This is a genomic window from Micromonospora craniellae (assembly GCF_014764405.1).
GTDB lineage: Bacteria > Actinomycetota > Actinomycetes > Mycobacteriales > Micromonosporaceae > Micromonospora > Micromonospora craniellae.
On record NZ_CP061725.1, the window covers coordinates 885545 to 898369 of the forward strand.

Annotated in this window: 8 protein-coding genes; 2 read left to right on the plus strand and 6 right to left on the minus strand. The window is 72.9% G+C overall.

Going from position 1 to position 12825, the window contains the following annotated elements:
• Positions 1 to 24: 24 nt before the first annotated feature.
• The 3 genes from ID554_RS04060 to ID554_RS04070 form a co-directional block, all read right to left on the minus strand.
• The gene (locus ID554_RS04060) at positions 25 to 1224 is read right to left on the minus strand and encodes a sensor histidine kinase (RefSeq protein ID WP_223884430.1); all 1200 of its coding nucleotides are present in this window, start codon (positions 1222 to 1224) and stop codon (positions 25 to 27) included.
• Positions 1221 to 1889 (minus strand): response regulator transcription factor, encoded by a 669-nt coding sequence (locus ID554_RS04065; RefSeq protein ID WP_117226571.1) that lies wholly within the window; start codon positions 1887 to 1889, stop codon positions 1221 to 1223. Before ID554_RS04065 ends, ID554_RS04060 begins: the two co-directional genes overlap by 4 nt.
• A gap of 78 nt (positions 1890 to 1967) precedes the next feature.
• Entirely contained in the window at positions 1968 to 3269 is a 1302-nt protein-coding gene (locus ID554_RS04070) for an outer membrane protein assembly factor BamB family protein (RefSeq protein WP_117226572.1), read from the minus strand.
• 79 nt (positions 3270 to 3348) lie between these two features.
• Between ID554_RS04070 and ID554_RS04075 the strand changes: the two genes are divergently transcribed.
• Entirely contained in the window at positions 3349 to 5199 is a 1851-nt protein-coding gene (locus ID554_RS04075; RefSeq protein WP_117226573.1) for a hypothetical protein, read from the plus strand.
• Positions 5200 to 5324: 125 nt separating this feature from the next.
• On the opposite strand, the gene ID554_RS04080 is transcribed toward ID554_RS04075, so the two are convergent.
• Together ID554_RS04080 and ID554_RS04085 are read right to left on the minus strand one after the other, a co-directional pair.
• Positions 5325 to 7166, minus strand: coding sequence for a hypothetical protein (locus tag ID554_RS04080; RefSeq protein WP_117226574.1), 1842 nt, complete (start codon positions 7164 to 7166; stop codon positions 5325 to 5327).
• On the minus strand, positions 7130 to 8989 hold the full coding sequence (locus tag ID554_RS04085) for a hypothetical protein (protein ID WP_396888533.1): 1860 nt from the start codon (positions 8987 to 8989) through the stop codon (positions 7130 to 7132). Before ID554_RS04085 ends, ID554_RS04080 begins: the two co-directional genes overlap by 37 nt.
• Positions 8990 to 9381: 392 nt before the next feature.
• Here ID554_RS04085 and ID554_RS04090 point away from each other — a divergent pair, with 392 nt between their 5' ends.
• Positions 9382 to 10578: a hypothetical protein gene (locus ID554_RS04090; RefSeq protein ID WP_117226575.1), complete on the plus strand. Its 1197-nt coding sequence runs from the start codon at positions 9382 to 9384 to the stop codon at positions 10576 to 10578.
• Positions 10579 to 10837: 259 nt separating this feature from the next.
• On the opposite strand, the gene dxs is transcribed toward ID554_RS04090, so the two are convergent.
• Positions 10838 to 12796 (minus strand): 1-deoxy-D-xylulose-5-phosphate synthase, encoded by a 1959-nt coding sequence (dxs, locus tag ID554_RS04095; RefSeq protein WP_117226576.1) that lies wholly within the window; start codon positions 12794 to 12796, stop codon positions 10838 to 10840.
• Between the last annotated feature and the right edge of the window lie 29 nt (positions 12797 to 12825).

Consider the following 12825-nt stretch of genomic DNA (forward strand, 5'->3'; position numbering starts at 1 on the left):
ATCAAGCGAATTTCTGCCCGGCGGTCAGCGGGCGTCCTGCTCCACGGTCGGCGCGGCGTCGGCCGCCGGCAGGTTCACGGTCACCTCCAGTCCGCCCCCGGGCTGCGCCACGGCGGTCACGGTGCCGCCGTGCGCGTCGCAGACCGCCCGGACGATGGAGAGGCCGAGGCCGGACCCTCGGGCACCGGTCCGTTCCCGGCCGCCGCGCCGGAACGGCTCGAACAGCCCGGGTACGTCGGCCGGGTCGACCTCGAAGCCGGTGTTGCCGACCACCAGCCACGATCGCTGTCCGTCGGAGCCGGTCCGCACCCAGAGCCGGCCGTGCAGGTGGTTGTAGCGGACCGCGTTCTCGATCAGATTGCCGGCCAACCGGTCCAGCAGCCCGGGGTCGCCGACCACCGGTGCCGGTTGGAGGGAGGTCCGCACGTCCAGTTTGATCCGCTCCACCTCACGGCGGACCGCGGACAGCGCGTTGAGGGTGCCGGCGGCCAGGTCGCACTCGGTACGCCGAGCAAGCCGCCGGCCCGTCTGCGCCTCGCTGCGGGCCAGCACCAGCAGGGCGTCGACCAGCCCGTTGGCCCGTTCGGAGGCGTCGCGCACCACGGTCGCCATCCGGCGGTACTCGGCCGCGTCCGCGTCGTCGTCGCTGAGCGTCACGTCGATCTCGGTACGCATCACCGCCAGCGGCGTACGCAACTCGTGCGAGGCGTTGGCCACGAACCGTTTCTGCGACTCGAAGGCGGCGCCGATCCGGTCCAGCATCGCGTCGAAGGTGTCGGCCAGCTCGGCCACCTCGTCGTCCGCTCCGGAGTAGCCGATGCGCTGGTGCAGGGTGGTCTCGCCGAGTCGCCGCGCGGTGGCGGTCACCTGGTGCAGTGGTCGCAGTGCCCGCCCGGCGACCGCGTACGCCCCGATCACGCCGACCGCCCCGATGGCCAGCAGCGCGGCCAGACCTTTGGCCAGCAGTTCCCCGGACGCCGAACTGACCAGTTGCCGCTGCCACGCTCCGGCTTCCAGGGTGCTGCCGTCGGCCAGCACCACGGTGGTCCCGGGCAGGAGTTCGTCGGTGGGGCGCAGCGCGTCGCGGACCAGCAGCCAGGCCAGCAGCAGCAGGATCGCCCCGGCGCCGATCAGCAGCACGCCGTTGAGCAGGGTCAGTCGCAGCCGCAGGGTGGGCCGCGGACGCAGCCGTGCGACGGGCCCGAGCCCCAGTGCGGGCGTCACGCCGCCACCCCGGCGGTACGGTAGCCGGCCCCGACAACGGTCTCGATCAACGGCGGGTCGCCGAGCTTGCGGCGCAGCGTCATCACGGTGACCCGGACGATGGTGGTGAACGGGTCGGTGTTGGCGTCCCAGACCCGTTCCAGCAGTTCCTCGCTGGAGACCACCGCGCCACGGGCCTTGAGCAGCTCGCAGAGCACGCCGAACTCCTTGTTGGTCAGCTCCACCGGTTGCCCGGCCCGGGTGGCCACCCGCCGGGCCGGGTCGACGACCAGGTCGGCCAGCTCCAGCACCGGCGGCGCCGCCGGGGTGGCCCGCCGACCCAGCGCCTGCACCCGGGCCACCAGCTCGTCGAAGGCGAACGGCTTGGGCAGGTAGTCGTCGGCGCCGAGCTGCAACCCCTCGACCCGGTCGGCGACCGTCCCGCTCGCGGTCAGCATCAGCACCCGGGTCAGCGCCCCGGACGCGGCCAGCTCGGCGCAGATCTGGTCACCGTGCATGCCGGGCAGGTCCCGGTCGAGCACCACCACGTCGTACCGGGTGACGAAGGCCATCTCGTGTCCGCTGTCGCCGTCGTAGGCGACATCCACCGCCATGCCGCGTTTGCGCAGGCCGCGCGCGATCGCGTCGGCGAGGTTGCGCTCGTCCTCGACCACCAGTACCCGCATGTCACGCCCCTTTTCCGCCGGTGACCACCCGACAACCTAGCGTCGGCCGCCAAGTCGCCGCGGCGCCACCGGCCGGTGTCACTCCGGCAGTCGCCAGACCCCGAAGTCGCCGTCCTGTCGGCGGCAGGCCACGAGGTCGTAGCGGGCCTGGCATCCGCCACGCGCCCCGGCCAGCACCTCGATCGGCCGGGCCTGGTCCTGGTCCGGATCGAGTCGGGCCAGCACCAGGCCGACGTCGGGCACCGGTCGCACGGCGAGCAGGTGCGGCGCGTACTCGTAGCGGTGGACCTGCTCCCACGTCCCGTGGTCGGCCAGCACCGCCCCGGTCGTCATGTCGACGGTGACCAGTTCCGTCGCCCCGCTGGCCCGACCGGACAGGGCCAGCGCGCGGCGTTCCCCGGCCAGCAGAAGGTCACCCACGTTCCGGTCGTCCCACCGTGCGGCGCCGGTGGCCGGGTCGAGGACCTGTACCCCACCGCTGGCCATCCAGGCGCAGAGCAGCGCGGCGCAGACGGTGACGTGGTAGACCGTCGGCACGGTGGTCTGCCAGCGCGGGGCCAGCCCGTCGACCGCATAGGCGGCGACGGTGTTCGAGTTGCGGACCACCGCCACCAGGTCGCCGACCACCCACGCCGACTGGTAACCGGCCGGGTCGTCGGCGGGCGCCGGCAGACGGTGCCGGACCTTCCCGGTCTCCGGGTCGCGCACCTCGACGTCACCGTCGAGGGTGGACACTACGATCGCGTCGACCGCACCGTCGCGCAGCCGGTAGTCGACGCTGGACGCCGAGAGCGGCACCGACCACAGCTCGCGGGCGCTCGGCAACTCGATCGCCCGCAGCGTGTTCGGCATGCTCTCGCGGTGGGTCCGCAGCAGCGCACGGCGGGGGTCATCGTGGAGCGCCACGCCCGGCTCGCGCCAGCGAGGCCGACCGGTACGCGCGTCGAGCAACAGGCTATGGCTGTTCTCGGGCGCCTCGGCGGACGTCGAGACCAGCACGCCGTCGTCGGCGACGGACTGCACCCGGAAACCCCAATGGCCGGACGGCAGGAGAACCCGCCACGACGGCGTCAGCTTCGGCGGCGTACCGATGGCCCGCTCGGGAGGGGGAAAGGCGAGCAACTCGGGCCTGTCGCCGGTGGCGTCGGTGCCGGGGACGACGGCGAAGATCTGGTCCGCCGTGAGATGCAGGGAGGCACCGAGCGGCACCGGCACCGTCGCGTACACCCGGCGGGTCGGCGGCGCGGCGCCGGCCATCGACATCAGCACGACCACCGCGAGCAGCGCGGCCCGGAAGTGGCGCGAACCGGCGACGGTCCGGCGGCGTCTCGGCGGCTGGTCGGTCGGCTCGGTGAGTTCACCGAGGTCGATCACCGTCACGGTCGTCCTTCCTGCGGCGCACCGACGCGGCCCTCACGGGCGTCGGCGGCCCCGGCGACCGCCTGTACGATGGCCCGTCGTGGCTGTGCCGGTGATTGATTCCTCGTTGAACCCCGTCCCCGAGACCGTCGAGGCGGAGTCAGCGACAACACGTCGCCGACGCGGGCCGACGCGCATCGACGTGTTGGCCATCGGAGCCTACGTGCTGCTCGGTGTCCTCGTCTGCCTCTACTACTGGGTGGACGTGCAGAACCGCGTCTCGTCACATCTGCCCACCGACCACAGTTGGTTCGAGTGGTTGTTCTCGCACGGTGCGTACTCGGTGCTGCACCTGGAGAACCCGCTGTTCAGTACGCGGCAGAACGCCCCCGACGGGGTGAACATGATGGCCAACACCTCCCTGCTCGGGGTGACCCTGCCGCTGGCCCCGCTCACCTGGCTGCTCGGCCCGCAGGTGGTGTACGCGCTCTACCTGGGTGGTGCGCTGGCGGCCACCGCCGCCACCTCGTACTGGATGCTCTCCCGGCACCTGGTGCGGTCCCGGGCTGCCGCCTTCGTCGGCGGCGCGTTCCTCGGCTTCGCCCCCGGCATCGTGCACCACGCCAACGGCCAGCCCAACTTCGTCTCCAACTTCCTGCTGCCGCTGATCGTGGTGCGGGTGTTCCGGCTGGCCGAACCCGGCCGGTGGCGGCGCAACGGGCTGGTGCTGGGCCTGCTGGTGGCGTACCAGATCTTCATCAACGAGGAGATGCTGCTGCTCACCGCGATGGCCTGCCTGGTCATCGTGATCGCGTACGCGGCCATGCGGCCGCGCGAGGCGTGGGCCCGCGCCGGCACCTTCGGCGCCGGTCTGGGCCTCGGCGGTGGCGTCGCCCTGCTGCTCACCGCCTATCCGATCTGGTTCCAGTTCAACGGCCCGCAGTCCTACCGGGGCCTGCAGGGCGGGGTGTTCCACAGTTGGGGCGAGGACGTCGTCGCCTTCGTCACCTTCCCCCGCGACACCATCGCCGGCAACGAGGCGGTCGAGGCGACCATCGGGCTGACCGAGCAGAACACCTGGTTCGGCTGGCCGATGGTGCTGTTCACGGTGGTGGCGCTGGCGCTGCTGGTACGCCGGTCGCTGGTGGCCCGGATCCTCGCCGTGCTGGTGGTGCTCTTCTCGGTGGCCTCGCTCGGCCCGGAGATCCGGTTCAACGGCGAGCTGACCGGCATCGCCGGCCCGTGGTCGTACATCCCGGAGGACGTGCCGCTGATCGAGATGATGATGCCGACCCGGCTGACCCTGGTCACCACCGCCGCGCTCGGTGTCCTGCTCGCCCTGGCCTGGGACGCGGTGGCCGGCAACCGTCGACCGCCGGTGCCGGCCCCGCGCTCCGGCGAGCCCACGCCCGCCGCCGGGTCCCGGCCCCGGTGGCAGCGCGGCGTCGGGTACGCGGCCATCTCGCTGGCCGTGCTGCCGCTCTTCCCCACCCCGCTGCCGGCCGAGGAGGTCGCCCCGCCGCCGACCTTCATCACCTCGGGCGCCTGGCGGCCGTACGTGCCGGCGGGCCGCACGCTGGTGCCGGTGCCCCTCCCCAGCAACGTGCACGGGCTGTCCACGCTGCGCTGGAGCGCGTTGACCCAGCACGAGTTCCCAATCCCGGCGGGCTACTTCATCGGCCCCAACCTGGACGGCGAGGGCGTCTTCGGCGCACCGAACCGGCCCACCAGCACCCTCGTCTACCGCACCATGGACGCCGGTGAGGTGCCCGAGCTGACCGACGAGAACCGCCAGCAGGCAGTCGAGGACCTGCGCTTCTGGCGGGCCTCGGTGGTGGTGCTCGGCGCCCACCCCCGGGAGGCCGTGTTGCGGGACCTGCTGACCGGCCTGCTCGGTGAGCCGCAGCGGGTGGACGACGTCTGGCTCTGGGACGTCCGCGACCGAGTCTGAGGATGTGTAAGGAAGGGTCCCCTGCTAACGCCTCGTGCATAGCAGGGGACCCTTCCTAACCCGCCGGAAGCCGGCGGAGCCGCCGCCGGACCGCGTCGCCCGGACCGCGCGCCGCCGGGGGCGGCTCAGTCGACCAGTGGGCGGACGTCCCAGACCAGCGCGCCGTCGATCTCCCCGGGCGGGCCGAGCAGGGCCTCCAGGGTGTGCCGCACCGGCTCGCCGTGGTGCAGCCCGCCCTGCACGACCACGGCCGCCCGCCAGTGCCGCAGGTCCACCACCGCCTGCCGGCGGTCCGTCTCGGTGATCGGCGGCACCACGCCGGTGTCCGCCACCCACCGCAACAGCACCGAGGTGGGCCTGTCCGGGGCACCCCACCGGGCCGTCGGGTCGTCCGGGGCGCGCGGGCCGATGAAGAAGCCACCCGGCGCGGTGAAGGCCAGGCCCGTCCGGGCCGACCAGAGCATGCCCGGGCTACGACCGGCGTTGGTCACCGGCGGCACCGGCACCAGCGTCCGGCCCGCCGGCACGTACGCCCGCCAGGCGCCGTCGGCGACGAACGCCGGCACCGGCCGGCTCGGCACGGTCCGGATCGGGGTCGGCACCAGCGGCAGCAGGGCGACGGCCAACGCGGCGGGCCCGACAAGGCGGAGCGGCCGGTGCCACCGGCCTCGGGCGGGCGCGGTGTCGACGGCCGCGCGCCGAATCCACAGGTCCACCGCCAGCGCGACCAGGACACCCAGCACCGGGGCGCAGACCAGCGCGAACCGGGCCGGCACCACGTGGTCGAGCAGCGGCAGCTCGGCGATCAGCCGGTACGGCCCGGGCAGGTCGGTGGCCGTCCCGTCGAGGCGTACCCGGGCGCCGAGGGAGAGCAGGGCGAACACCAGCCCGCAGGCGGCCAGCGCGCGGACCAGCGGCCGACGCCACAGCCGGACCGTGACCACCACGGCCAGCACCAGCAGGCCGACGCCGAAGAACGAGTTCTCCTCGGTCGGGTTGGGCGCCAGCAGGCCGGGCGGTCGGTCGTCGCCGAACAGCGTCTGCCGGGCGAACCCGGTGAACGAGGCCGCGTCCAACTGGTAGCTGTACGCGTGGAACGGCATATCCCGGTAGTGGCCCGGCCCGAAGAACTGGAACCACAGCGGGTATGCCAGCAGCACCCCGGCCACCAGCGCACCGATCCCGATCCGCCCGGCCGTCGACGGGGCGAGCCGGCGGGCGGTGGCCGGGTCGGCCGCCGCGTAGCCGAGGACGAGCACGCCGGACGCCAGCGCCACGAACAGCAGGACCTCCTCACCGAGGAAGACCTGGTACGTCACGACCAGCCCGAGCAGCACCCCGTGCCGCCGCACCCGGCCGTCCGGCTCGGGGCGGAACACCAGCGCCAGGATCACCGGCACCAGGAACTGGGCGGCCATGTGCAGGTGCGTACCGGCCTGGGCGATCATGCCGGGCGCGAAGCCGCAGATCAGCCCGCCGACGGCGGCGGCCGGCCAGGCGGCGGCCAGGCGGCGGCGCAGCAGCACGTACCAGGCGGTGGCGGTGCCGGCGAGGCAGAGCACCACCGCGACGCCGAAGGCGGCCTGCGACCCGAACAGCAGCGTGACCGGGGTCAGCGGGACACCGAGCCCGAGCACGGAGGTGTTGGCCATCAGGTTCACCCCGCCGGGCGCGTTCAGCGCGTCGCTCCACAGCGGGTTCTCCAGTCCGACCACGGCACGGGCCGCGCGGGCCAGCATCCACTCGAAGAGGATCTGGTCACCGGCCTGGTGGAACAGCCGGTCCGGAGGGCCCCACTGGCGGTGGGTCAGCCACACCGCCAACGCGAGGTAGCCGACCGGCACCGCCATGTCCGGGGTACGCGCGGGCAGCCACCGGCGACGGCGTGACGCCACCTCGGCGGTACGGTCGGCCGTGCCGACCACCGCCATCAGGTCGTCGGAGCGGTCAACGACCGTACGTCCCACACCCAGACGTCCAACTCCTGCCGGGCCGGGCCGACCAACTGCTCGACGGTCTGCCGCAGCGGCTCCGAATGCGGCTGGCGCAACGGCAGCACCAGCACGGCCGCCTTCCAGTGCCGCAGCTCGTCGAGGGAACGACGCCGCTGACGATCGTCCAGTTCCGGCGTACGGCCGGTCGTCGCGACCTCCTCCAGCAGCTTCCCGACACCGCTGGGCCGCCCGTTGAAGCGACCCGGGTCACCGGTGGTGGCGTTGCGCGGGGCGAGGAAGTAGCCGCCGGGCATCTTGAAGTCGAGGTTGGTGGAGGCCGCCCAGCGCATCCCGTGGGTGTTGCCCATGCTCGGCACCGGGATCGGCACCAGCGTCTGGTCCGGCCCGACGTAGGCGCGCCAGCGGTCCGAGGTGATGAAGTCGGGCACCGGCGGCCGGGAGGTCATCGGCAGCGGCATCGGGGCGATCGGCAGCAGGGCGAGCACCAGACTGGCAACGGTCAGCGTACGCACCACCCGCCGGTCCAGGTCCAGCGTGCGGCTGCGCTCGATGGCCAGCGCCAGCAGGATCGCCACCACCACGCTGACGATCATGCCGAACCGGGTCGGCACCACCGCGTCGAGCAGCGGCAGCCGGACCAGCCACTCCCACGGGCCGACCATCAGCTCCCGGTCCCACCAGGTGATGCGCTCGCCCAGGGAGAGGACGACGTAGAACCCGGCGGTCGCCGCCAGCGCCCGGACCAGCAGTTCCCGCCGTAACCAGAGGACGATCCCGGCCGCGATCAGGGCCAGGCTCCACCCGAAGAAGGCGTTCTCCTCGGAGTAGTTCGGGGCCAGGTTCACGTTGGCCCGCTGGTTGCCGCCGATGGTCGGCGAGCCCGGGGCGAAGTACGCGGCGATGTCGTTGCCGTAGTCGCGGACCGCGTCGCTCAGCCCGTGGTAGGCCATCGGCCCGGCGAACTGGATGTAGAGCGGGTACGCCAGCAGCGCGCCGGCGATCACCGTGCAGGTGGCGACCGCCTTGCCCAGCGGACGCCAGGCCGCCGACCAGAGTCCGGGACGCTGGACGACCACCGCGATCAGGAAGATGCCGCAGCCCATCGCGGTGAAGAGCAGGATCTCCTCGTTGATGAACGCCTGCACGGTGACCATCAGGGCCAGCAGCGCACCGTCCCGGTACGGCCGGGTGGAGCGGGTGATGACCATGACCCGCCACACGATGAACGGCAGCAGGAACTGGCTGATGATGTTCGGATGCCAACTGGCGTGCGACAGCATCGCCGGGGAGAACCCGCAGAACCAGCCGCCGACGATCGCGGCCAGCGGGTAGCTGACCACGTGCCGGGACAACACGTAGTACCAGGCCGAGGCGGTGCCGGCGAGGGCGAGCGTGACCAGCACCACGAAGGTGACGGCGGGCCCGAACAGCAGGGTCACCGGCACCATCGGGATGCCCAGCGCCAGGATGGCCGTGTTGGCCATCAGGTTGACGCCGTCGGGGTAGTTGAACTGCTCGGTGAAGAACGGGAACTCGCCGTGCAGCACCACCCGTACCGAGTGGGCGAGGAAGAACTGCACCTGTGCCGGGTCGCTGCTGTAGAGCGAGGCCACCCGACCGGCCGGGTCCATCCAGATCTGGCTGGTCACCCAGATCGCGGTGAGCAGGAAGCCGCCGAAGACCGCCAGGTCCTGCCGGCGGCGGGTCCAGCGGAACCGTCGCCACCGTGACGGTGCCGAGCCGGCCGCTGCGGCGCCCGCCAGCGGGTCCGCGTCGGTCGGCGCGTCAGGGGCCGACGTGGTCGCGGAGTCGGCCGGGGCGTCGACCGCCGGCACGGTCCCGGCGGCGGTGGTCGGCGTGTCGTCGATTACCGGCGTGCCCGTGCGGGCCTCCACAGTGGACGCGGCGGAGGCTCCGTTCCCCACAGAAGCGTCCGTGGCGTCGATGGTCGGCGCGGAGTCGCGCGCACCCTCACCCTGCGTGACGGGTTCGAACGGCGAGCCTGCGACGACGTCGGACTTCGGCGGCGATGCGGCGCGGGTCTCAGCAGGCGTCACAGTCGGCGGAGTCTACCCGAGTGGGGAAATAGCTCCCAAGTCGACGCGGCGTCCCCTGTGGCCGGTGTTGCTGCCCGGGCGACGCAGCGTGAGGCGGCGCGAGCCGACGACCGGGCGTCTCGTACTATTGCCCAGCGAAACGACGGCCGATGTGATCGGGGGCGTGACAGGTGGCTCCAGCCCGCTGGCGCGGCTTGACCGCCACCGGCCTGTCCAGTCTGCTGCTCGCCGTCACCGCCTGCGGTCCGGTCGCCGAGCGTAGGCCGCAGGACCTCCGGGTCGGCTACGACAGCATGGACGGGTCGCTGACGGTGTGGCCGCCCCGCGGCTCGCTGGTCGAGGACGCGGCGGCCATCGCCGCGGTGACCGAGGCGGTCCGTGAGTGGCGCTCACCGATCGACGACCGGGTGCACGTACCCTCCTCCGGCATCCTCTTCTCCGGCGAGGTCGACGGCGCCCCGCTGGCCCTGGTGGCCGCGTCGGTGCCCGGCCAGGCCGCGTCCTGGCTGCTCCAGCTCGGCGGCGGCGAGGGCGGGTACGAGGTCAGCCAGGCCACCGAGTACACCGACCCGGGCTATCTCGTCTACTCCGACGTGCTGCCGGTGCAGACCGCCGAGGGGCGGCGCTACCTCACCTCGGAGCGGGTCCGGCGGCTGGTCGGCCCGAACGGGCGTGCCGTTTCGGCCACCGACGGCCTGACCGACCCGGTGGACGTCCCGCAGTGCGAGGCGGTGCCGGTCACCGCCACGCTGCGCTCCACCGTGTCGCTGCCCCGGGGCCGTGCCGCCGACCGGCTGCTGGATCTCGGCACCGGCACCGCGAACCCCCGGTACCCGCTGGTCCGCGACGACAGCGGTTCGGGTCGGCGGGCCCTGGCGGACCTGGACACCTGTGCGCTGGCCGGCGAGGATGGTCCGTTCGGCAGCGTCACCCGACGGGTCGGCGACCGGGACACCCCGGATTCGGTGCCGGCGTCCTGGCCGAAGGCGAAGGTCGCCGTGCGGACCCTCGGCGAGCTGGCCCTCGGCGGCGGCGAGCCGGCGGAGCTGGAGCAGCTGACCTGGGAGACCGCGGACGGCACGATGACGGCGCTGGTCTACCGGCCCGCGGACAGCGGCGCGACGGTGCTCTCCCCCGCCGACCGGACCAACCCGTTGCAGGTCTACGAGCTGCCGGTGCCGGGCCAGCCGCTGGTCGTGCTGAGTTGGCGCGCCACCAAGGACACCACGCTGTCGGTGCCGCCCGACACGACCCGCCTGCTCGACCGTCCCGGCCTGGTGGTGGCGCCGCTCCCCGAACGCAGCGAGACCTTCAGCCTCGCCGCCGACGACAAGACGCACTACCGCTCCGCCGGCCACCGCCGCTGACCTCACGGGCCGCCCTCCCCCGCCACGCACCGCCCCGCACCGCACGCCCCGGTGCGGGCCACCGGGCGAGACACGCCCGCGATCATGGAGTTGTGGCGCTCACAAAAGGGGCGCAACACGCCAAAAGCTCAACCCGAACTCCATGATCGGCGCTGAGCCGACCACGCCTCCATGATCGAAGGGGCGAGGCGAGGCGCCGCCCGTACGCCGTCGGCGTACGGGCGGATGGCCCACGACGGGAGCGTGCGGCTCCCGAGGGTCAGTTGGCGGACGGGGTGGGGGTGCTCTCGGAGGTCAGGCGGGGCGGGTCGACGGGGGTGCTGTCCAGGCGGGATATCCAGCCGGTGACGTCGCGCGCCACGTCCTGCGCGGTCAGGCCGAGGTCGGCCAGGATCTGCGCACGGGAGCCGTGCGGGTGCCACTCGGCCGGTACGCCCAGGTCGCGCAGCGGCACCTGGACGCCCGCGTCCCGCATGGCCTGGGCGAGCGCGTCCCCGACGCCGCCCAGCCGGACGCCGTCCTCGACGGTGACCACCAGGCGGTGCCCGACGGCCAGCTCGACCAGCTCGGCCGGGATCGGACGCACCCAGCGCGGGTCCACCACGGTGACCCCGTAGCCCTGCTCGGCGACCCGGGTGGCGACCTCCATGCCGAGCTGGCCGAAGGCGCCGACCGCGACCAGCAGCACGTCGGTACGCGCCGACTCGGCCAGCACGTCGACCGTGCCGATCCGGCGGATCGCGGGCAGGTCGGCGGCGACCGAACCGGTCGGGTAGCGCAGCACGGTCGGGCCGTCGTCGACGGCGACCGCCTCGCGCAGCTCCTCGCGCAGGGTGGCGGCGTCCCGGGGGGCCGCCATCCGCAGACCCGGCACCACCCCGAAGACCGACATGTCCCAGATGCCGTAGTGGCTCGGCCCGTCCGGGCCGGTGATGCCGGCCCGGTCCAGCACGAACGTCACCGGCAGCCTGTGCATCGCCACGTCCAGCAGGACCTGGTCGAAGGCCCGGTTGAGGAAGGTCGCGTAGACCGCCACCACCGGGTGCAGCCCGCCGAGCGCCAGACCCGCCGCCGAGGTGGCGGCGTGCTGCTCGGCGATGCCCACGTCGTAGGTGCGCTCGGGGTACTTGCGGGCCAGCTTCGCGATGCCGGTCGGCTCGGCCATCGCGGCGGTGATGCCCACCACGTCGGGCCGCTCGTCGGCGATCGCGACCAGCTCGTCGCCGAACACGTGGGTCCACTTCACCGACGGCGCGGCGGTGGCCTTGCCGGTGGCGATGTCGAAGGCACCCGGGCCGTGGAAGCAGTCCGCCTCGTCCTCCTCGGCGGGGCGGTAGCCGTAGCCCTTGCGGGTGACCGCGTGCACGATCACCGGGCCGCCGAAGTTCTTCGCCGCGCGCAGCGCGGTCTCGACGGCGGCCACGTCGTGCCCGTCGACCGGGCCGACGTACTTGATGCCGAGGTCCTCGAACATCGCCTGCGGCGCGACGGCGTCCTTGATGCCCTTCTTGACCGCGTGCAGCACCTCGTACATCGGCTTGCCGACCAGCGGGGTCGAGCCGAGGGCGTCCTTGACGGTGTCCAGGATCTTCTCGTAACCGGGGTTCAGCCGCAGGGTCGAGAGGTGGTCGGCGAGTCCGCCGATGGTCGGCGCGTACGAGCGGCCGTTGTCGTTGACCACGATCACCAGCGGGTTGCCGGCGGCGGCGATGTTGTTCAGCGCCTCCCAGCACATGCCGCCGGTCAGAGCCCCGTCGCCGACCACGGCGACCACGCTGCGCGCCTCGCCCCGCAGCGCGTACGCCTTGGCCAGCCCGTCGGCGTACGACAGGGCGGTGGAGGCGTGCGAGTTCTCGATGATGTCGTGGTCGCTCTCGGCACGGCTCGGGTAGCCGGAGAGCCCGCCGCGCTGGCGCAGCTGGTCGAAGCCCTCCTGGCGGCCGGTAATGATCTTGTGAACGTACGCCTGGTGGCCGGTGTCGAACAGCAGCCGGTCCCGGGGAGAGTCGAAGACCCGGTGCATGGCGAGGGTGAGTTCGACCACGCCCAGGTTGGGACCGATGTGTCCACCGGTGCGGGACACCTTGGCGACCAGGAAGTCGCGGATCTCGGCGCCGAGGATGTCCAGTTCGCTGGCGGACATCCGCTTGACGTCCTGGGGACCATGCACCGTGGCCAGCAGCCGGCCCTGGTTGGCCGTGTCCTCTTCAACACTCATGACCGCAGAGTCTATCGGCCTTCACACAC